The organism is Chryseobacterium sp. 2VB, from assembly GCF_005503635.1.
In the GTDB taxonomy this organism is placed as follows: Bacteria; Bacteroidota; Bacteroidia; order Flavobacteriales; family Weeksellaceae; genus Chryseobacterium; species Chryseobacterium cupriresistens.
The window spans coordinates 245,173-267,261 of sequence record NZ_SCNC01000001.1 but is presented as its reverse complement, the minus strand read 5'-3'; the positions used below and the strand labels follow the sequence as shown (position 1 = coordinate 267,261).

The 22,089-nt window shown below is 37.1% G+C and carries 20 protein-coding genes, 1 tRNA gene and 1 riboswitch; of the genes, 5 read left to right on the top strand and 16 right to left on the bottom strand.

Annotated features, from left to right (window positions below; translation table 11 throughout):
• The first annotated feature begins 218 nt into the window (after positions 1–218).
• A complete protein-coding gene (locus FFS26_RS01185; protein WP_137904055.1) occupies positions 219–902 on the top strand; it encodes a hypothetical protein in 684 nt (227 codons plus the stop codon).
• A gap of 336 nt (positions 903–1,238) precedes the next feature.
• Here the strand turns inward: FFS26_RS01185 and FFS26_RS01180 are convergent, their stop codons facing one another.
• From FFS26_RS01180 to FFS26_RS01160, 5 genes are all read right to left on the bottom strand, one after another.
• Entirely contained in the window at positions 1,239–2,825 is a 1,587-nt protein-coding gene (locus FFS26_RS01180; RefSeq protein ID WP_137904054.1) for a hypothetical protein, read from the bottom strand.
• Between the two features lie 161 nt (positions 2,826–2,986).
• Positions 2,987–3,601: a response regulator transcription factor gene (locus FFS26_RS01175; protein WP_137904053.1), complete on the bottom strand. Its 615-nt coding sequence runs from the start codon at positions 3,599–3,601 to the stop codon at positions 2,987–2,989.
• Positions 3,598–6,615 (bottom strand): ATP-binding protein, encoded by a 3,018-nt coding sequence (locus FFS26_RS01170; protein WP_228449367.1) that lies wholly within the window; start codon positions 6,613–6,615, stop codon positions 3,598–3,600. The genes FFS26_RS01175 and FFS26_RS01170 overlap by 4 nt, the downstream gene beginning before the upstream one ends.
• A 390-nt stretch (positions 6,616–7,005) precedes the next feature.
• Positions 7,006–7,440, bottom strand: a complete 435-nt coding sequence (gene arr / locus FFS26_RS22960; RefSeq protein ID WP_410493489.1) for an NAD(+)--rifampin ADP-ribosyltransferase — start codon at positions 7,438–7,440, stop codon at positions 7,006–7,008.
• Between the two features lie 412 nt (positions 7,441–7,852).
• A tRNA-Ala gene (locus FFS26_RS01160) sits at positions 7,853–7,926 on the bottom strand.
• 165 nt (positions 7,927–8,091) lie between these two features.
• Here FFS26_RS01160 and FFS26_RS01155 point away from each other — a divergent pair.
• Complete coding sequence (locus FFS26_RS01155; protein ID WP_137904050.1) at positions 8,092–8,628, top strand: GNAT family N-acetyltransferase; 537 nt, start codon at positions 8,092–8,094, stop codon at positions 8,626–8,628.
• A 493-nt stretch (positions 8,629–9,121) separates the two neighbouring features.
• On the opposite strand, the gene FFS26_RS01150 is transcribed toward FFS26_RS01155, so the two are convergent.
• On the bottom strand, positions 9,122–10,153 hold the full coding sequence (locus FFS26_RS01150) for a hypothetical protein (protein WP_137904049.1): 1,032 nt from the start codon (positions 10,151–10,153) through the stop codon (positions 9,122–9,124).
• Entirely contained in the window at positions 10,140–10,736 is a 597-nt protein-coding gene (gene pnuC, locus FFS26_RS01145; RefSeq protein ID WP_110008789.1) for a nicotinamide riboside transporter PnuC, read from the bottom strand. Before pnuC ends, FFS26_RS01150 begins: the two co-directional genes overlap by 14 nt.
• A 25-nt stretch (positions 10,737–10,761) precedes the next feature.
• Positions 10,762–10,870: riboswitch (TPP riboswitch) on the bottom strand.
• A 122-nt stretch (positions 10,871–10,992) separates the two neighbouring features.
• On the opposite strand from pnuC, the gene FFS26_RS01140 reads away from it, so the two are divergent.
• The gene (locus FFS26_RS01140) at positions 10,993–11,454 is read left to right on the top strand and encodes a PA2169 family four-helix-bundle protein (RefSeq protein ID WP_110008788.1); all 462 of its coding nucleotides are present in this window, start codon (positions 10,993–10,995) and stop codon (positions 11,452–11,454) included.
• A 123-nt stretch (positions 11,455–11,577) separates the two neighbouring features.
• Here FFS26_RS01140 and FFS26_RS01135 read toward each other — a convergent pair whose 3' ends face one another.
• The 7 genes from FFS26_RS01135 to FFS26_RS01105 form a co-directional block, all read right to left on the bottom strand.
• Complete coding sequence (locus FFS26_RS01135; RefSeq protein ID WP_110008787.1) at positions 11,578–12,189, bottom strand: DUF4142 domain-containing protein; 612 nt, start codon at positions 12,187–12,189, stop codon at positions 11,578–11,580.
• Positions 12,190–12,319: 130 nt separating this feature from the next.
• The gene (locus FFS26_RS01130) at positions 12,320–12,928 is read right to left on the bottom strand and encodes an alpha-ketoglutarate-dependent dioxygenase AlkB family protein (protein WP_137904048.1); all 609 of its coding nucleotides are present in this window, start codon (positions 12,926–12,928) and stop codon (positions 12,320–12,322) included.
• 227 nt (positions 12,929–13,155) lie between these two features.
• Positions 13,156–13,722, bottom strand: a complete 567-nt coding sequence (locus tag FFS26_RS01125) for a ferritin-like domain-containing protein (protein ID WP_137904047.1) — start codon at positions 13,720–13,722, stop codon at positions 13,156–13,158.
• A 163-nt stretch (positions 13,723–13,885) separates the two neighbouring features.
• Positions 13,886–15,364 (bottom strand): alpha-amylase, encoded by a 1,479-nt coding sequence (locus FFS26_RS01120; protein ID WP_110008785.1) that lies wholly within the window; start codon positions 15,362–15,364, stop codon positions 13,886–13,888.
• An 11-nt stretch (positions 15,365–15,375) separates the two neighbouring features.
• Positions 15,376–16,128: an SDR family oxidoreductase gene (locus tag FFS26_RS01115; RefSeq protein WP_137904046.1), complete on the bottom strand. Its 753-nt coding sequence runs from the start codon at positions 16,126–16,128 to the stop codon at positions 15,376–15,378.
• A gap of 32 nt (positions 16,129–16,160) precedes the next feature.
• Positions 16,161–16,730, bottom strand: a complete 570-nt coding sequence (locus tag FFS26_RS01110; RefSeq protein ID WP_110008783.1) for a CinA family protein — start codon at positions 16,728–16,730, stop codon at positions 16,161–16,163.
• A 27-nt stretch (positions 16,731–16,757) separates the two neighbouring features.
• Positions 16,758–17,153 (bottom strand): low affinity iron permease family protein, encoded by a 396-nt coding sequence (locus FFS26_RS01105; RefSeq protein ID WP_110008904.1) that lies wholly within the window; start codon positions 17,151–17,153, stop codon positions 16,758–16,760.
• A 374-nt stretch (positions 17,154–17,527) separates the two neighbouring features.
• Between FFS26_RS01105 and FFS26_RS01100 the strand changes: the two genes are divergently transcribed.
• Positions 17,528–20,137 carry a TonB-dependent receptor gene (locus FFS26_RS01100; protein ID WP_110008782.1) on the top strand — a complete coding sequence of 870 codons (2,610 nt, stop codon included), beginning with the start codon at positions 17,528–17,530 and terminating at the stop codon, positions 20,135–20,137.
• Between the two features lie 89 nt (positions 20,138–20,226).
• On the opposite strand, the gene FFS26_RS01095 is transcribed toward FFS26_RS01100, so the two are convergent.
• On the bottom strand, positions 20,227–20,808 hold the full coding sequence (locus tag FFS26_RS01095; protein WP_137904045.1) for a YdeI/OmpD-associated family protein: 582 nt from the start codon (positions 20,806–20,808) through the stop codon (positions 20,227–20,229).
• 170 nt (positions 20,809–20,978) lie between these two features.
• Between FFS26_RS01095 and FFS26_RS01090 the strand changes: the two genes are divergently transcribed.
• Entirely contained in the window at positions 20,979–21,605 is a 627-nt protein-coding gene (locus FFS26_RS01090) for a hypothetical protein (protein ID WP_137904044.1), read from the top strand.
• On the opposite strand, the gene FFS26_RS01085 is transcribed toward FFS26_RS01090, so the two are convergent.
• Entirely contained in the window at positions 21,606–22,088 is a 483-nt protein-coding gene (locus FFS26_RS01085) for a MarR family winged helix-turn-helix transcriptional regulator (protein WP_137904043.1), read from the bottom strand. It lies immediately after the preceding gene.
• Position 22,089: the final 1 nt, after the last annotated feature.

Here is a 22,089-nt window from a genome sequence, read left to right as displayed (position 1 = left end):
TGTTAAAAAACAACATATTTCGGCTAAAATACAAATATTTTTCAAACAAACAGAGACTGTACAAATTTTGAGTTAATTAAAAATATAAGGTTAAAGTTGGATAGTAATATGTCCAAAATTCGTTTACAATTACTTTATACTAGATTGCAGATCATTTGCGGTATGTTTTAAAGATATTTCTTACCTTAGTGAAAAATTTAACCTTTTCAAAAAATTACATGAAAACAAAAACATTATTTTTGGCAGCACTTGCTATTTGTGGCAGCTCAACAGCACAGGTTGGGATTAATACTTCAACTCCAAGTCATACACTGGATGTAAATGGCCTGGTAAGGGTGAGAGGACTCTCAAATGCTGAAAAAAAGATTGTTGCGGCGGATGCGCAAGGAGTTTTAATTCTTATTTCTCCTGAGGAAATTTTTGCGCCAAAAGCTGTATTGAACACTTCAACATCTTCCAGTGAACAGAGATCCACTGTCTACGAAGGGAAATGCTTTCAGCCTGGTGACAATGCATCTTCCTGTACTGTGTCAGTAAACCATTACACTTCTTGTGCGGGATTTACCAATCCTGTAGATACTCAGATTATTGTGGGGCAAGGGATCAATACCTCTAACGGCCAGTTTTTAGGCACATGGACAGCCCGATATGTTGATAATAAAGGATTTGCCAATACAACACCTGTTGCCAACCAGACAGCACCCGACTACCCCAGAATTTCTTATCCGAGTACCAATACAGTGAACTATCTGGGAAGCGGTAATTTTGCCGGTCAATGTAATACCGATCTGGTAACAACGATCAATCAGGCTACCGGAGACATAAAAATAGAGTCTGTAAAGCGAAGCATGTACGCACACCTTTTGTACCTTATTAATATTGCCCGCTCCAGATCTTTATAATAGTCGATATTTGATTTCAAAAAGACAGCCACAATATTTTCATTGTGGCTGTTTTTTTGATACAACGAACCCTCTTTTTTGAAAAAAAGCCTCTAAAAAGAGGCTAGAAACTATTATTGGATGATGAAAAACTTATCCCAAATGTATGATATATTCGTCTCTGGTTTTATGAGTACAGTCATATTGAGAATTTTACAGTAACATGATTTCTGTTTATCAGAAATCATGTTACCGCTTGAAATAAAAGTAAACAAAAGCTGCAAAGAATTAACTTCGCAGCTTTTGTTTTCATAGTATGTTTTTAGAATCTTTTCTGGTCTGATAACTATCCGGAATTTAATTTTGGAACTTTACAAAATCCAGATAAAAAGTAGGGTTCCCAACATTAAACCCAGATGGAACTACAAGATTAGTCTTATGAGCAACTATAGGGTAAACACCGGGGGCTGCAAAATATAATACTCTGGTTTGATCTCTTGGCACAAAATTAATAGGATCGGGACTGGCAGTTCCACAATATGTTTTCCATACTTCCCCTATCCCGGGAATGTAAAACCAGTAATCATTGCAGGTAGAAGTTATTGTAATTCCTGAACGGAAAAAATACCATCCTTTAGCAGGAATATTCACAGAAATTCCTGTTGGCAGGTTATCTCCTCCTGAGTTTCCGGTAAAAGGATTAACCAGTGTTCCAGTGTAAGATGTCCAGTTATCAGCAAATGCTGTAGTAACAGTGGAAGACCATGTAGCCAGTCCGTTAGCATCACTGGTCAGTACGTACCCCAGCTGCTGGGTGCCGTCTTTAATCTGAAGTGCTCCATTGGCTGTTCCGTTATCAATAACAACTTTTGCACTGGCAGCTCCCGCCGGCACTGTATTGGTGCCTACCAGGACTTTTCCTGTACCATTGATACTTAAATTATTTCCTGCTGTTGCAATATCGGTTGCCTGTGAAAGGGTTCCTCCCAATTTTACATCTGTCCCGGATAAACTAAGACCGTTACTTGCTGTGATATTGTTATTAATGATTGTTGTACCGCCATTTCCATTACCTCCCGCAAGCTCGGTTACCGTCATAAAACCTATTGTAGGGTTCAGCTGTGCTGTTCCGGCTCCTCCCAGCCTTACTTTTACAGAGGTATCAACTGTTGGCCTGTAAATAGCATAGGCTTCCGGCTGGCCGCCAATAGATGTTGCCGGATAATTATTTATGGCATCAACAACCCCTGTTGTACTGGAAGGAAGAACGGAATTATTGGAAGCATCTACCCATTCATACACGAAGAATCCACCTGCCAGCGAAAAATCAGTAGCATGAAGCTGACAACGGAGAACATAGGTTTTACCTGCTTTCAGATTGAAAACACCTGCGCTATAAGTAATATTATTGGAGGCAACCACAGATCCAAATGTCACATCTGATCCTGTAGATACTGATTGGGCTGCGTTTGGCTTCACAATAATATAATCCCCTGTTGAAGATGTTCCCGTTGAAAGAAGTTCCCATGTAGAATTCGTTCCGGTAAGTCCCGTACTCACCAGCTCCGCACTCTGATTGGCTGGTACTGAAATACTGGCATTTCCGTTAATTGTTTCCGGAGCTACAGCATTCACTGTGATCTTAAAATTTGTATTGTTTTTAATTCTGTAAATCCTCCCTTTGAAGTTTCCAACTCCACTGACAGAAGGTGGTAAACCAAATACAGCATCTGAACTCCCATTGTATGAAACATGAAAGTCTGATAATACTAAATTATAAGTGGCTGTAGTAACCGCTTTATAATTAGCTGCCAATGATCCGTTAATATCCATAGTAGAACCTGGATTCACTGTGTTGACCCCAACATTTCCTGCCTGGGCAAAAGCAATAGCCGGACTTAAGGCTATCATTGCAAAGATTAGTTTTGTAGAAATTTTAAACATTTATCATTATTTTATTTACATTAATAAACCCACTTGTTTAACATAATGTAAAAGTATCAGAATAAATTCTACAAGAAACATCACCAAGCGTAGAAAAAAACTAAGCAAATTGTAGAAAATTTTCTACACTCAAAAAATTGTTTTATTCATAAAAATCAGTATCAGGACATGTAAGCTTCATACAGTTTAATAAGATCAGCCAGATTACTTGTTTTCAGTTTTTTATGGATTCTTTTTTTATAAGTACTGATTGTAGACATTTGAATATCCATCTCATTTGAAATTTCCAGGTTTCCGTTTCCTTTTACCATGAGCATAAAAATTTCATATTCCCTTTCTGATAAACTCTTTACAGCATCCAGTGCGGACGGCTGCAATAGCTTATTGACAAATCCTTTAGGATAATAATTTCCTTCTGAAAACATCTTCATGACTGCTTCAGAAATTGTATCTACTTTACTGAGTTTATTAATGTATCCATCTGCTCCTTCTTTGATATATTGTATGGCAATTTCCTCTTCATACGCCGAAAAAACAAGTATTTTCAAAGCAGGATCAAGCTGTTTGATTTCTGAGATCATTTTTTTGTTTCTGCTTTCAGGCATATTAATATCCAGAATAAGCAGATCAAATTTCTGTCTGGAAATTTTATCGAGGGCTTCAGGATAATCTGAAGCGGTATCTATCAGTACATCAGGAATGCGTGCTTCTAAAATGATAGCGGTTCCTGTTAATACAATATCATGATCATCTGCTATAAGGATCTTTTTAATCATTTTTTCGATTTTTTTATAATTAATTGGAAAGAAGTGCCTTTGTTCTGGTTTCTTCTGATTATAATTTTACTTTCCAGCATCTGGAGCAGCTGCAGGATCAGATGAAGTCCCATACCATATTTCTGCAATAGCAGCTTTTCATTTTCAATATTCTCCTGAAGTTTGGTATAATATTCAATTTTATGGTCGTCCATCCCGATTCCTGTATCTGTAATTTCCAGAATTACAGTTTCCGGCTCATCTGCCCCGGTGATTATAATCGTTCCGTTTCTTGTATATTTTACAGAATTATCCATTAGATTATGAATAATCACAGCAAGAATATTTTTACTGATTTTCACCATTAATTTTTCATCTACATTATTAACAATTGTCGTATTGTGATTGGCTGCAATCTCATCAAAAAGGATTTTCTTTTCCTGCACCAGATCATAGAAAGAATACAGCTCTGTTTCATCACTCCTGTATTCATTATAAATATCAGCATACTCTTTCAGTGTTTTTGTAAAATTGTACAGCTGGTTAGATGATTTGTAAATAGAATTAAGAATTCTTTCAGTACGGTAGGCATTCTTTTCATCATAGTCCAAGGCTTCTTTGCTGGTTAAAGCAATAAATTTCAATGGTGTGGTAATATCATGGGTAATTGTTCCGATGAGCTTTTTCTGCTGTTCAATTTCTTTTCCCAGCTTTATCTGAGTGATTTCCAGATTTTCTACAGTTTCTGAAAGAGTTTTGGTTCTTAAACGGATAATTTCTTCCAGCTCACGGTTTTTCTTTTTATGAAAGCTCGTCCTCCACCTTACGGATACATACAGTAAAAGAAGAAAGATAAAAACAATCAATAGTTTAAACCATAATGTCTGATAAAAAAAAGGAGGAATGATAATTTTAATTTTTTTGAAAACGTATTCCTGCTTATCAGAAACGAGCATCCTGACGATAAGATGATGGGTGCCATGGCCAAGATTATTGAGTAAAAACTTCCGGTCTTTTCCTACAGACAGCCATTTATTGGTTCCATCGTCATCCAGTTTTGCTTCAATGACAATATTATCAGGGTTTGCATAGTAAGGGACATCGATAAACAGTTCAACCTGTCTGTTCTCCTGACTCAGTTTCAGGGTATCTTTAAACAATCTTTCTTTATCATCAACGAGGACTCTTTCTACATACATCGCTGCGGGATAATAACTTTTAACTTTCAACGGGTTAAAAAATACCAGTCCGCTTAATGAAGGCAAAACAAAATCTCCGTTTTTCAATTTGTTGCTATTGATATTACTTCCTCCATTAAACTCGTTGGTACTAAAGCCAGCTTCTTTTGAATATCTGTAATAGTTCAATTTAAAATTCCTGTTTTGCAGGTACTTTAAAAGTATGCTTTCTCTTATTTTATACAATCCATTATTGGTTGGAATCCAGAAGTAACCATTAGGATCTTCCATCAGGGTATGCGGTGATAAAAGATTGCCTTCAGAATCACCCGGCAGCTTTATAAGACGGTTGTTTTTTAAAAGATAAAAACCTTTTCCAAGTGTGGTTACCCATATATTTCCGTCTGCAGTAAGTACGATATCACGAACTGATAATTCATTTTTACCGTTTAAACTATAGATTTTGTTATGATTGACGGATATTTTATACAATCCTTTTATCGTACCAACCAGAATATCTCCTGCTTCTGTCAATACCATTTTGGTAGGTTCGTTGGCAAACAGGTATTTTTTCTTTAATGACTTAAAAGGCCAGTTTTCATAAATGCTTAGTGTGCCTGTGAACTCGGTATTTCCTTTTTTTTGTTTCACTGCCAGCACATAATATTTCCCATTGGCAAAGAAGAAATCATTCACCGTGTCTTCTCCGGTGGAAATACTTTGAAAATCTGTAAAATCAGACTTTTTACTGTATACAAAAAGAGTTTGTTCTCTCCGGGTTACAATATTGCCCTGTCTGTCAAAATTTAAAAAATACGATATACTTTTATCGAAGTTTTTGCTTTTAACCAATCCATAGCGGTTGTAGATTTCCCCTGCAGGATTAATTACACACGAATCATTATAGGGCTGGATCGCATAAAAAACAGCTGATGATTTTGGGATGTTCTTTTTCGAAGAGGTAAAATCTGTTAAGCTCACTATTTTGAGTCCGTCTGTGCTGCTTCCAAGGTAAAGTTTTTTATATTTTTCATCATAATAAATGCACATCAGATTACTTTCGTCTATATGATCCAGCCGGATCAGTTTTGATAATTTAAGCGTTCCGTTATTGTAGATGCATCTGTAAAGGATATTATTATTCAGGACAAATCCCTGTCCATTGGTTCTGTTCCAGAAAATTTTGCTTCTGACATCCGCTACAATGGACAGATCATAAGAACCGGTAATTTTCCCTTCTTCTATTTTTTTAACCTTTTTAGCATTCCGATCAATATAAAACAGAATATCTCCTATTGTAAAGGCATTTGGATCATTTTTAAAAAGCGGCTTCACGTCCAGTTTAACCTGTGATTTTGAAAGAAAATCTTCATAAACAAAGGAATTCTGTGTGATAAAATACCTTCCTTTTTTGAAGTCCATAAAAAAATAGACTCCCGGAGACGGACTGTAACTGTAATTTGAAATACACAGATGATAATTGATATTCTCCCTAACAATAATTGTTGGACATCTTTTTATGTTTTTAAATACTTTTGGAATTTTTTGATGGATTAAAACCGTTTTTCCATCATCTACCGCCGTAAAAATACTGTCCTTATCAGCATCACCATAAAAATAGGTAAACCGCTGGCTATTGAGTGGAAATTTTTTATGAACAAAAAAATTAAGCCCGTCATATCTTACAATTCCGTTTTCTGTAGTCAGCCAGATAAAACCATATTTATCTTTTATAATATCTTTTACACTATTCTGAGGCAGTCCGTTATCTGTATTGAAAAACTGCACTGTGTATTGTTGAGAATAAAACAAAAGAAAAGCAAACAGAAAACCAACCGTAAGAATATTTCTACACAAAACCAATCATTTTTACCAATAGTGTAAAGATAATTATTTAAAACACTTTATTGCTAAAATATAAGACATTACCTATAAAGTAGGTATTTTTCATGCTAAATATTTCTACAGACCGTAAATGAAGTTCAAAGATCCCTTGCCTGGTTGATATCGGTAATCGCAAAGCCTTATGTGTTCAAAATTGTTGATCACAAATCGGCTTTTCTGGATTTCAGAAGTATGTCTGGAAGTAGGAATGATTTTAATAAGTTGCCCGATAAAGTATTTGCCGCATCAGAAAAGAAATAGTAAAAATTGGCTATTGATCTCCGAAATAACGGAGGTGGAAACTCTATGCTTATTGATAAAATCTTGGAATATATTAACGATCATCAAAAATAAATGAGGAGACTAATTGATAATCTCCCCGTTATTGTTTTCCAGCTTTTCGCGGAATCTCTGAAGATCTTCAGGAGCTGGTCTGGTCCAATCTGTCACTTCTCCGATAATTTTCAAAGGCATTTCGGAACGATAAGAGCGGGTGGGATTTCCGGGAAATTTCTTATCGGTAACATTGGGATCATTCTCAAAATTTCCTGTTGGTTCTACAATATACACACGTTCTGTACCCTCTCCCTTTGCTAATGCAGCAGCGAGTCCTGCTCCGTTTACCAAAGCGGTAAAATAGATATGATTCATTTTCAGGTCAGACTGATAATTGGAACTTCCGCCTGCTTTCAGTAAATCTCCAATTTTTAAATCTGCTTTTGTTCCGTGATAAAAAGGTCCTTTGTCGGACGGATGGTTTTTTAACTGTAATGCCAGTTCAGCATTCTTTTTTGACATTTCTGTATCTCCCGACTTCTCCCAGCATTGAGCAATGTTCTGATAAAGAGCGGGCAATGCACTTTTAACGGTATCATCATTAATTTTTAAAGCAAATTCTAAAGAAGTTTCAAGCCATTTCAACTGATCCTCAGTTGTTTTCTGGTTACGTGACAGATAATAAGCTGCCAGAAACTTTTCATGGTCATCCGTAGCTTCTTCCCAGGCTTGCAAAAATAATTCACCTGCTTTTTCAGGCATTCCTTTGTCTTCAAAATTCATTCCTTGCAGACAAAGCTTAATCACAGGATTAAAAGGAGAAAATTCCATGTTTGATTTTTTATTTCAAATCTAGCATATTCTGTTGGAATTGCGGGGACAAAATATCAACCACAAAAAAAGAGCTGTAACACATTATATTACAGCTCTTTAGTGGAGAATACGGGATTCGAACCCGTGACCTTTTGACTGCCAGTCAAACGCGCTAGCCAACTGCGCCAATCCCCCGTATTTTTATTTTTAAAGCGGTACAAAAGTAAGTATTTAAATGGTATTTGCAAATATTTTATCGTTTTTATTGAAATAAATTAGCTTTAATCTTCATAAAAACTTGAATTCCCCATTGAATAACTACCAATTACCCCTATTTTTGTCCGAAATTATATTACCCTTATGCAGCTCTACACAGAAAGATTGGTTCTACGGGATATTACGATTGAGGATCAACAAGACATTTTCGACTACCGTTCCAATGCTGAAGCCAATAGATTTCAAAGCTGGATCCCTGAAACGCTGGAAGAGGTGGAAAATTTTATCCTAAGAAATACTAAAGAATTCAACCAGCCTGAAAGCTGGTATCAGCTGTTGATTACGGATAAAGAAACAAAAACGGTTATCGGAGATATCGGAGTTCATTTTACCGGAGATGAAAATGCACAGGTAGAACTGGGAATTACATTAAATACGTCTTTTCAGGGAAAAGGATATGCTTCTGAGGCTTTAAAAGGCATCATAAGTCACCTGTTTGATGATTTACATAAACACAGAATTACAGCGTCTGTGGATCCGGACAACACCGCTTCTATTCTATTAATGGAAAGAATCGGTTTACGAAAAGAAGGTCATTTTGTAAAAAGTCTGTTTTGGAAAAACAAATGGGTTGATGATGTTATTTATGCGGTTCTTCGGGAAGAATGGCTTGCCGGATAAGAATATAACTCCTTTCCGGGATCAATATCACCATCAACTGTTCCGGCCATCTATTTTTACAAAAGTATCAACAGAAATCAACTTACAGTACTGTATATTTTTCGTAAAATGGAGTGAGTTTTGTTCTTACGATAATTAAAGTGACTAAGTCATTGCATATTAAGCAGGATATGATCATTGTCCGGTACCATTCTTTAATTGTAACCGTAATCCAGTTATCATTTTCTACCAATGGATACCTCTCTTTTTTAAAATACATAATTACATGATCCTTCCTCTTTCCGTTGAGTGAAAATAAGTCTTTCATAATGTTTTTGTAATCTGGTTGCTCTTATTTTAGCAGGTGTTATGTTGGGCTTATTTCAGGTTTTAGTTTAGTCCAAATATAGTGAAATAACTAAAATTTATTGTACAATTTCCACAATAAAGAACATTATTAACAAAATATTCACATAAAATACTTATTAAAAGAAATATTTTCTGAAACTTTAACTCAGAAAGAAAAGTCCAGATCATCTGCAGAAGGCCTGAAATTGGAATGCATAATCGCTGTAAAATAATCGCAAAATATCTGGTACACTGCAGAATCAGTATCGGTTGCCCGGATTCCCAGCTGTGTATAAACAGTAAGGATCTGACGGGATAATTTTTGAACCAGCTCTACTCCATACTGATGAATCACGTGTTGTTTATCCTCCGGAATCTCTTTGTGACCGCCGAGTATTTGTTCTATTTCTCCGGCTATGCTGAATACCTTTTCCAAATGTTTTTCAACAGATTCAGCAAAACGCTTGAAATTGATTTCAGGACGAATACATTCTGCCTCTTCAATAAAATGAGAAGCGATTCCAAGATAATTGACCAACAGTGTTAAGTCCGCAAAAACCCGGAACGGAATGCTGTCCAGAATATCATTCGTGAAAAAAGTATCATAAACAAAGCTGTAATCTTCACTGACAACGACATTTTTAATGGCAAAAGAATAGGTTCCGCTGGCTTTCATTCCCATAGAGCTCCAATTGGGGATAATATGAACCTCCTCTTTAGGAACGATGAATGAATGGATGATCTCATTGCCGTCTTTATCCGTTATAACCTTACCATTTTCCATAACCCTGGCATTCAATGTAAAATGAGTCAAATGAGGTGCTCCTGTTGCAAAATTCCATGAACCGTTGATCAGATACGTGCTGTCATCCTGTTTTTCTGCCGTCCCGCCAACCATTCCGCTTCCTCCAAAGCAGGTTTCAGAATGTGTAAAGAATGATTGAGCAATTTCAGGTTTTATATTTCTGGAAAAGTAATTGGCACCGGCACAGAGTGTCAGCATCCAGCCGAAACTTCCATCGGTTTCAGCCCAGCCAAATAAGGCTTTAAGCCCCTCTTCAAAACGGTAGCCGAGTCCGCCATATTTTTGGGGAACCCAGATCTTAAGCAGTCCTTCCTCATGAATATGCTGCATTACTTTATCAGAAATTACAGAGGCGCCCTGAAGTTCTTGCCTGATCTCTTTAATACTCAGCATTAGCTTTGGATTTAATGATTTTCTGCCATTCTATATATCCTGAAATGGCCACTAAAAATAAAAACGACGTTAAAACAGCATAGAGATATAATTCTTTATGAATCATTAGCGGGATTGAAATAAGATTACTGACATTCAGTATTACCCAGTTTTCAATTTTTCTTCTTGCCATCAGCCACATTCCGGCCCAGGCAAAGGCGCTCACCAGAGAATCCCAGACCGGAACATCCGAGTCGGTAAAATGAGTCAGGAAGAACCAGAATAAGATAAAAGTTCCCAGAACAATTCCTCCGGTAATCCATTTTTCTGCAGTTGAGGTAACAGAGATTTCCATTTCGGATCTTTGTTTCCCGAATTTCCAGTACAGCCATCCGTAAATACTCATGATCAGATAATAAAGATTTAAGGTAAATTCAGCATACAACTTCGAATTTAGCATTACATAGAGTGTAAGCAGAATACCTGCAATTCCGAAAAGATAGTTGTTGACATTGTTTTTACGGGCCAGTAAAACCTGGATTACTGAAAATAAGACTCCGAACCATTCCGGTAAGGTAATTTGTTTTAAAATGTCCTGCATCATATTAATTATTAGAAATCAAATGATGAGATGATCAATAAGCAATCCCTACGCCGGCGTTATCCGGATCAGGTGTGGAAGTATATTCCTGGGTATCATCTCAGCCACCGTTATCTGTAGCACCCCATTGTTGGGCAAAGGTGCAGCTTTTTGTTGAAAAAAGAAAGGACTTTAGCCTATTATTTTTGAGATATGATCAGGATTATAAAGAGTCCGTCAGGTAAGTTTTAATTTTATAGCTCACTTTAAAAATTATATTATGAATCATCAGCAGGAAATATCGGTACTTAATGACTTACTACACATTACCAACGACAGGAAGGAAGGCTTTGAAAAAGTTGAGGGAAAAGTCTGGGAAATGTATCCGGATGTAAAAGATGAATATGAACATATGATTTCGCAGTCGAAAATCATGAAAAATGAACTGATCAACCTCATCACAGAAAAGCAAGGTACTCCGGAGGACTCAACGTCCATGGCAGGAGCTGTTCACAGAACATGGATTGACATTAAAAATTCTTTTACCATGGGAAATCTGATTGAATCTACATTAGAAAATGTGGTGTTTGGCGAAAAAGCAGCTATTGAAGCTTATCAAAATGCTCTGGATACTGGTGATCTCAGTCCAAAAAGTAGTGAGGTTGTATCTGAACAGCTTCGTATCCTGAAAGATTCTTACAGACAGTTTAAGAAAATTGAAGAATATAAAAAGAAAGAATAATCAAAAAACTCCTCTTCAAAAGAGGAGCCTTACTATAATCAAGAACAAAATAATATTTAATCACATCAAAATTATTAAATACTTTATGTTCATATTTATGATGCAGGTCATATAAACTGAATATTATTTGACTGCATTTTTAGCTTTTTCCGATTCCTGCAAATGATGTTCAAGTGTCGGAAGGGTTTTCGCTGCGAAAGATTTTAATGAAGCTTCTGTTCCTTCAGATGCCTCTTTTTTGAAGGCTTCCACATCTTCTTTATGATCACTGACCATTAGATCTGTATATTTTTTGTCAAAGTCTTTACCTTTCTTAGCTTTCAGGTCATCATACATCTTCTGCTTTTCGGCATCCAAACTTGTGGGTAAGGTATACCCTATTCCTGATGCCCAATTCTTAAGCTCGTCATTCGCTTTGGAATGATCGGTTAGCATCATTGATCCCAAAGATTTTACCAATGAGTTTTCAGCGTTTGTCGCGGCCAGTTTTCCCATCATTACCTCCATCAGTCCTCCTATGGCTGCATTATCTGCAAACTTTTTGTCCTGATCGCTGAGAGCACTTTTCTGATCTTTGGTGTCTGACATTTTGGTGGAGTCGCTTACCGTCATTCCTGATTCTGCAGGGGCAGACATTGTGGTACTTTCCTCAGATTGACTCGTGGTTGTCGGCTCGTTTTTTTTGCAGGCCGTTAAAGCAGCCAATGCAAAAATTGTTACTACAAGATTTTTCATAATAATAAATTTTAAGTGGTGATATTAATGAAGTCAAACAATGACTTTGTTTATAAATGCAACAATTTATCTGCCAAAAAAAAGATTAAAACATTTATAGCCTACTCATAAAACATTATGAATAAATATTTTACGACTTACTAACCAACCTAAATGTAAGATTAATACGCTCCTTCATAGAGGTTAGAGACTTGGCAATACGATGTTCCCAGTTTTCCTGAAGGTCTCCTTTCATAATCAATAATGATCCGTGAGGAAGAGGCAGGCTGTATTTACTCTGATGATGGTCTTTTTTCCTGAAATCAAAATTTCTGGTCTGCCCCAGACTTACTGATGCAATCACCGGACGTTTCCCATATCTGCTTTCCTTATCCCGATGCCAGGCAACAGAATCGTTATGATCTCTGTAAAGGTTCAACAGTACGGAATTGAACTGATACCCAAATGTTTCTTCTATTCTTTGTTTTAAAGAAAACAGTTCGGGTGTCCAATGATGGGCATCGAGTTCATTGTCTGCAGGATAGGCATTTTTCTCATCTCCATACCAGGCGGTTAAGCGTGGTGTCAGCACCATTTTATCATACATTTTCTGGGTACGTTGTTTCCACGGAGCTGTTTCAAGCAGATGAATTTTAAGGCGGTCAGCTTCTTCCTGATTCAGGAAATGTTCTCTGTATTCCAGAAGGTCTTTTGGAAATTCGTACAGATCTGCTGAGTCGAACAGGCTAAGTTGGGGCATTTTTAAACTTTATAAATGGCAGAATACAGTTTTCTTTTACAGTATAACAGTTTGGGTATTCAATTACAGTTCATTATTAAAAACCAAATTGATACAAATAATATCCACAAATATACTAAAACTGATACAAAATCAACCAGAATAAAAATGCTGCATTTTAAACCTTTCCGGATTTCAATAAAAAAAGGAGACCTGATTTTTTCAGGTCTCCTTTTTAAAGATTGTATTTACATGGCTTTGCTGTTAAGATTGGTATCAGCAACTTTTGTAAGCAGTTCATCACATTTTTTTTCTTCTTCCAATGTGCTTAAAAAGTTTTTAAGACACTCTTCTTCCTTCAATACTTTTGCGAATGCTGCCAGTGTTCCATAAGTAGCAATTTCATAATGTTCAACTTTTTGCGCTGCTGCAATAATGCCCGCATCTCTTACTGCTCCCGGTTCTGTCTCTTCCATAATGCTCTTTCCTTCAACCAGCAATCCCTGCATAGCATCACATTTTTTTGCCTGGGCTTTTTTTCCTAATGCTTTAAAACATTCTTCCAATCTTTCCACATGGCCTTCTGTTTCCGTAATGTGCTTATCAATGCCTTGTTTAAGCTTTTCACTGGTTGCATTTTTCATCATTGCCGGCAGCGCTTTCAGCAGTGCTTTTTCAGCCCAGTAAATATCTTTCAGCGCATCTTCAAAAAGATCTTCCAAACTTTTGGCTGCATTTTTTTTAGCCGGAGTTTTTGCTTTTGCTGTTGTTGCTTTTTTGGCTGGTGTTTTTTTGGTTGCCGTTTTAGTTTCCATATTATAATAATTTAGTGATTGATTGGTGGTAAATCTGCAACTATAAGACCATTTTTGTCCAAAATACAGAGATGTGGTATCTAAAATTACAGGAGCTTATATGGTAAGTTAAAATTAGAATAGCTGTTCGCAGAGAATAAAAGGCCTGAAAATTTGCCAATCATTACGGTGTTTGTTTTTTTACCCATATACTTACCGAACCAGAATTTACAGTAAACACCGCTTTCCCGTTTTTATCTGTATAAATTTCTTCATGACGGTTCTTTAAAAAATCGGTATAAACTGAATCCGCATGTTCTTTTCCCAGTTCTATTTCTTTATAACCCTCTTCACTGTTAGACAAAATTACAATGCATCCCGGATGCTTTTCATCTCCTTTCCGTACAAAAGCCACGCAGTTGGGATGATCAAAATAATCGATCTGCTCACCATATGCAAAAAGCTTTCTCGCTTCAAGCAGACCAGGAAGTTCTTCAACCTTCGGCATGATGATATGCACTTCCTGTTCATCTTTTATATCGATATAGTCTGCACCAAAAAGGTCGGGATAAAATATGCAGGGATAAGCTTCATCGGTAAGAAGAATAATAGCATAAGCCAAGGGCTTGAACCAGTCTTTCACCGCAGATTCAAGAGCCTGCAGCTGCTGTGTATCGTGATTTTCAACAAAAGAAACAGAGAATACCGGTTTCTTTTCCAGGAAACTTCCTTTTAAAATCCGGCTCATATCATAATCTTTACCATCCTGTGATGCTTTAAAGAAATTATAATGCAGCGGAGCATCAAAACAAGAGATAAGATCAGACATTTTATCGGAAAAATACTCAATTTTTTCTGCCTCGTCTTTCCAGAATTCGCCTAAAACAAAACATTCAGGATTTACTTCTGTTTTAATATAGTAGATCCAGTCTTTCAAAAAGTCGGAGGAGATATGTTTTAAGGCATCCAATCTGATTCCGTCTACTTTCGTTGTTTCCATATACCATCTGATCCAGTTTTTCATTTCCTCCACAACATAAGGATTACGGTACTCTATGTCAGCTCCCATCAGATAATCATAATTACCGAACTGATGACTTACTGTATCTGTCCACTCCTCACCATATTCATTATGGATTTTAAAAACCCCCTTCATCTCCTCACCTTCTCTGATCACATAGTCAATGCCGCTGAAACAGCGGTAGTCCCATATAAAGTCCGAATACACTCCCTTTCTTCCCGGAAAAGTAAATTTCGTATAGGCTGAAACCTCCATATTTTCAGAGATTCTTTCATTACGGTTTTCTTCATTCAGCTGATGTACCATAATCTTTTCTTCTTCATCTCCTCCCATCCTATGATTTAAAACAATATCTGCATATACAGACATTCCCGCTCCATGCGCTTTCTCTATGGCGAGTAAATATTCAGCTTTCGTCCCATATCGGGTTGGTATACTTCCTTTCTGATCAAATTCTCCCAAATCATAAAGATCATAGACATCATAACCACGGCCTTCCCTATTGAGACTGCATTTATTGGCAGGAGGAAACCAGACGGCAGTAAACCCCAAATCTTTTAAATATTCTGCTTTTTCAGCAAACTCATTCCATAGGTTTCCGGGATGATACCAATGGAAAAACTGAATAATAACTCCATTCATATCCGTTAAGATTAACCGTTAACAATTAAACCTCCATTAGGATGAAGAACCTGTCCCGTTATCTGTGATGAAGCATCTGTGGCAAGAAATAGAAAACTTGCTGCCACTTCTTCGGTAGAAGCATTACGTTCTAGCGGCGGTTTATTCTGATCTTCATCTTCTTCTCCGAATGTTTTTTCCGTAAGCGGCGTGGCCACCGGTCCGGGTGCAACAGCATTCACCCGTATTCCTTTAGGTTTAGCCTGCAGTGCCAATGAACGGGTGAACGAAACGATAGCGCCTTTGGTTGCTGAATAATCCAGTAATTCTTCATGTCCCAGATAGGCAGTAGCTGAAGTAGTATTGATAATAGAATCTCCTTGTTTTAAATAAGGGAATACGATCTTTGTCAGAAGGATCATTCCAATAATGTTGGAATCGAAAGTCTTGCGGATATCCTCCTCTTTAAGATTTTCTATACTTTCACAGGGAACCTGGGTTCCGGCATTATTGATCAGGATATCTATTCCTCCTAATTTGGATACAACTTCATTAACAACAGATTCACAAAATTTGCTGTCATTAATATCTCCTTCAAACGAAAGAACTTTTCTTCCTGTTTTTTTAATTTCATCCACTGTTTTCATGGCATCTTTGGCATCATGATAGTGTATGAAGGCAATATCAGCTCCTTCTTTAGCAAATAAAAGAGCGATGGCTTTACCAATTCCGCTGTCTGCTCCTGTAATAAGGACAGATTTATTTTTCAGTTGTAAATCTTTCATAAGTGTGATTATAGTTTATTATTGAAATCGGTTTATTCTTTGTTTTTCCGGTTCTTATCCAGTTCCAGCTTAAAGCATCCCAGAATGAATTCACTGTAATAGAGCTGGGCATTAACAGGCTTGGTTCTGGAATGCAGATCTAATTTCTCTGAAAGAACCACTTTTCCTTTGTGGGCAATGGCAAAGTAAGCGAAGAGCTTCCCTTCTGATTCTTCCACCGGAGTGGCATATCCTGTAACTCCAATAGACCAGTCGGTTTTGTAGAGTTTACCTGCCTGCAACGCCATTGTCTCAGCAATATGAGGAGATACAGAGTTATATTGTCTTGCTTCCAGAGCATCTACATCAAGAAGGTTTACCTTTTCTTCTAAAGTATACGCTGTCATGCCGCCTTTAAAAAATTGGGAGGCATCCTTCATCTGGGAAAATGAAAACTGTAAAAATCCGGCTGTAACACTTTCAGCCGTTGAAACGGTTTCCTGTCCGGAAAGAAGATACTCTCCGATACGTTTAAACAGTTTCTCGAGTTCTATGACGAAATGCACCAGGGATTTCACTGACAGTGAATCAGCGTGGGCAATTTGAGAAGATTTTAAAATCATGCTATATATATTATAATAGTATTAAGACTATTCTTGCACGGGATCCTGTGAATGTTCTTTTTCTTGGGATAGTTGTCCAAGTTTCTCATAATATTTGTGAAGCTTGTCCAGTTCTTCTTCCGTCAGATCTTCAATATCCACCAGTCTGTTGCTGGCCTTTTCATAGGATGCTATCAATTCGTTGAGTTTTATCTGAATAGCCTTAGAGTCTTTATTCTGAGTTTTTTGAATCAGAAATACCATCAGGAAAGTAATAATAGTGGTACCGGTATTGATAACAAGTTGCCAGGTTTCTGAATAATTGAAAACAGGTCCGCAAACAGCCCACACAACCACCAGTAAAGTGGCACCCATAAAAGCACCCGGACTTCCGGTTATACAGACAACACGGTCTGAAAACCTTTCAAAAAATTTTTTTTTCATAAATAATACGATTTTGAATAAAATGGTAATACAAGTTATCAAAACAACAGTATAAAAATTATGATTCAAGTCATCTCTGACTTTTAATACATAGCTATTATTATAGTATATTTTCCAAGAATATTTAGTTTTATTTAAAAATATGGAGAAGCACATAATTATTTTTACCCGTTAAAAACAAGCCCTTTTTTTGATCAATCTCTTTTATAACAAATTGTAAACGAAAGATGTGGAATAATTAACATATTCAAAAAAGCGAGAAATAAAGCATATTTAAAAAACTGAATAAAATCACTTCGCTAAGATTTAATACTTAATTAAAAAATAATTATCCATCTTTGCAGCCTTAAAAATCAAACACGCTAGTTTATTTCATGAGCATTACTTTTAAAAAGCGACTAATTATAGCGCTTGTATTACCTACGGCCGCCATCTATTATGGGCAGAGTACGAAGGATTCTTTAGAGAAATCCAAATCTATTGATGAGGTTATGTTGGTTGGTAGAAACCTTTCCCAAACAGCCAAAGAGAGAAAAACACCTGTTGCGGTTTCCAACATTAAGGCTGCAGAAATTCAGGAGAAACTGGGAAACAGAGAATTCCCTGAAATTATGAAGTCTACTCCATCCGTTTACGTAACGAAAGTAGGTGGAGGATTCGGAGACAGCAGAATCAACATGAGAGGTTTTGACGGAGCTAACATTGCTGTGATCATCAACGGACAGCCGGTGAATGACATGCAGGGAGGTACCGTGTATTGGTCCAACTGGACCGGTTTGGCTGATATTGCCAGCAATATTCAGATTCAGAGAGGATTGGGTGCTTCCAAATTTGTAGTACCTTCTGTTGGAGGAACGATCAATATTGTAACCAAAGCTACCGATTCTGAGCAAAAAGCAATGATCAAAGGAGAAGTCGGAAACGATAACTACTCCAGAATTTCCGCCATGTACTCTTCAGGGTTAAAAAACAAGTGGGGAACAACCGTATTGCTTTCCCGCTGGCAAGGTGACGGATACATCAACGGAACAAAAGGAGAAGGTTACTCATGGTTTTTCTCAACAGGATTTAAACCTAATGACAAACATGCATTCAATTTAATTGCAACCGGAGCACCACAGGTACACGATACGAGAAGGTCTTCTGCAACCGGAGCCAATGTTGCCACTTTACAACAATTTGGAACTTACGGAAGAAGATATAACCCTCAAACAGGAATGTTGAATGGTTCTCAATTCAATTTAGCTCCTAATTTCTATCATAAGCCTATCGCCTCTTTGAACTGGGACTGGACCATGAATGACAACCTGAAATTATCTACAGTGGTTTACGGCTCATGGGGACGCGGCGGCGGCGGTACCGGACTTAACGGTTCTATCAAAAACGCAGCCGGACAAACCATGAATTTCATGAATTATGGTGCTGGCGGAGATGGTACGATCAACTGGGATATGATTTATCGCTACAACAGAGGCGGTATGGTAACAGATTATAACGGAAATACTTTCCAGAAATCTACCTTTACGGCACCTGCAGGATCTTCCGGTGATTATAACGGCCAATACGTCTCTACTCTGAACGGAACCACTGGTATCGTGAGAAAGCAGAGTATCAATGCTCATGACTGGTATGGTGTAATTGCAGACCTTAATTACAAAAAGAACAACTGGACTTTCAACGGAGGTATCGATCTTAAAACGTACAAAGGGGCATTGTATGACATTGTAACCGATATGCTTGGTTCAGATGCATTATTTGTTCCTACTACAGCCAATGCTCCAAAAGGATATTATATTAATCAAACCGTAAAACCGGAGCCGCTTACCAAGCTTAAAGATGCTCAGAAAGTATCCATACACAACGAAGGTCTTGTAAAATGGGCAGGGATCTACGGAATGGTTGAGTACAGCTCTGAAAAGCTAAGTGCATCCGTTCAAGGATCTGTTTCCGAGCAATATTACAAGAGAAGAGATTATATGCTGTACACTCCAGGGAATCAGGAAACAAAATGGTATCACAAAACAGGTTATATTGTAAAAGGAGGTGCCAACTATAATATTGACGATCACCACAATGTATTTTTCAATACTGGAGTCATTTCAAGACAGCCTCTATTCAATGCTTTATTCCCTTCAAACCAGAATATTTACAATGATGCCAAGAATGAAAGAATCTTCTCTGTGGAATTAGGTTACGGTTTCAAATCCCGTTATGTGGACGTGAACATCAATGCGTACAGAACACAGTGGGATGACCGATTTATTTCAAGAACATTCAATGCTACGGCTGCAGATGTTTCCAAATTCTCTCAGTTAACCCTTGGAAATGCTTATTTCTATAATGCATTGAACGTTGGGCAACTACACCAGGGAATCGAATTGGAAGCCAAAGCAAGACCTTTCGCTAATCTTAGACTGAGAGGAATGGTATCATTGGGGAACTGGAAATATAAAGGAAACGCTAACTTCAATATTCTTGATGTTCAGAACAATCAGGAAATAGCAGGAGCAACCGGAATGATTAATATCAAAGACCTGAAGGTTGGAGATGCGGCACAGACAACAGCAAGCATCGGAGCAGATTACAATATTACCAAAGCTTTCAGTATCGATGCCAACTGGGAATATTATGACAAGCTGTATGCTCAGTTCAACCCGATCAACTTCCTTACTGAAGCGGCAAGAGAAAAAGGAATTGTAAAATTGCCAAGCTATCACCTATTTGATGTAGGAGCTTCTTACAAATTCACGCTTGATGCGAAAAAATCTTTGACATTGAGAGCAAACGTTTACAACTTATTCAACAAATATTATATTTCTGAATTAAGCTCCAATATCTTCGCGGGCGATAAAATTGCCAATGGCCCTGATGCCGGAAAAACATATCAGGAAGCTGGCAGAGTATATCAGGGTGTTGCAGACGGTAATACAGGATTCCTTGGTTTCGGAAGAACCTGGTCCGTTGCAGCGACTTTGAGATTCTAATACAATATCATTTCAATAATGAAACTATTAAACAGGCTGCTCCTTTTTGGAACAGCCTGTTTTTATATCTATTAATCATCAATAAAAAATTAAAAGTTTTTAGGCTTCCTCTTCTGAGCGGCCTGTCCCGCGATTTCATCTATACGTTTTTTTCTGGTTTCCGGTCTTTTGGCCAACACAATCCATTGCAGCATCATTTTTTTTATGGACTTGCTCAAACTTTGAAAATAGGCTTCAGAGCCTTCATGAATTTTAAATGCGTCATTCAGATCTTCCGGAATTATCAGGTCTTCCACACTGTCTAAAATAGTCCAGGAGCCATTTTCTTTGGCAATTCTGATGGTTTCAAATCCTGCTTTCATCATCAGATTATTTTCTATCAGCTTCTGAACCTTCTCTTTATTGATTTTAGACCAGGTACTCTTCGGCTTGCGTCTGCTGAATAACTGCATAAACGAGCCTTCATCAATAGTCTTTCTTGTACTGTCAATCCAGCCGAAACAAAGCGCTTCATCTACCAGTTCGCTCCCTGAAACATTGGGTAAATTGGATTTTCTGGTATTGCAGATCAGCCATACCGATTGTTCTGTATGATGATTCTCTTCCAGCCATTGCCGCCAGTCCTCCCTTGTTTTGACATGAAAAGTTTGTTTCTCTGCAATTTTTACCATAGCTTTTTATTTTATTGATGATGTAAAATTAAAATACTTTAGTGACAATAGTTTGTCAGTATTAAAATTTTAATTTCCTAATAAGATCAATACAAGCTTATCTTCAAGAAATAAATGATAAATTAGGCAAAATAAATCATTAAAAAACATTCTATTTTTTTCACTTGGATATGGACAGAGAAACTATAGATTATATTATCAGATATTTTAGCAAATTAATGACCAAGGATGAAGCTTTAGCACTGAATCATCATATGTACACTTTGAAGAGCTCTGAAAATACACGTATGAGAAATATAATGATTGAGCGAGGCTGGATAAATTCTGATCCTGAAGTCATACAACTATTAGAGCATGGATATGAAGTTTTTGAACAAAATGTTGTAACCCGGATCATGAAAGAAACTCCTGAAAAAGTTTTTTTCAACAATTGTCCTAAATGCCACAAACTAGCCCGTACTCCACGTGCAAAGCAATGCAGATATTGTGGATATAACTGGCATCATTTAACGGTTGCTCAATTTCAACTCAATAATACATTTCAAGTTACAGGAAGAAATTTTTTCTTATTAGGACAAATTGCAGAAGGTAAAATAAAAGAAGGACAAAGAATAGATTTAAGAATATTGGGTCTTGATAAAAAGCCTAAAATTCAATCCATTGAATTTGCCCTTACACGTCAAGACGGAAAAGCATGGGAAGATATTGCACTCGGTATAGCTGAGTTAACTGCAAAAGATAAAGAATATTTAATAGGTATCACACCTGCCAGAGATCCGCTTGACATCATAGAATAATTATTTTTTCCCATTCTTCATCTGCATCGCTCTCTGGTAAAAAGACTGACTGGCAATTTTCTCTTCTGCTTCATCAATGGCAGTCAGCAGATTGTTTTTATTATCTGCAATATCACCTAAAATCTGGGACATCAGTTCCCAAACGGGTTTCATTTTTTCAATGAGCTCCTGCCCTTTTAAAGTGAGTTTAAAAAGCCTTTTGCGCTCGTCCTGTTTATCTTTTTCCCATTGGATCAGCTCCTGCTTTTCAATTTCTTTGAGCAGTGTTATGGTGGATGGATGGGTATAACCGATCTCGTTGGCTATTTCTACTACACTTGCTATTTCTTTTTTATAAATGGTAAAAATAACCGGAAACCATTTCAGCTCAAAATCAATTCCAAATGCTTTATAAATCAATGCTCCGTCTTTCCTCAATTGTTCACTGAGGCGGTGCAGCCTTGTGGATATGGCAAGAATTCCTGCTTCGTTGATTACATTCATA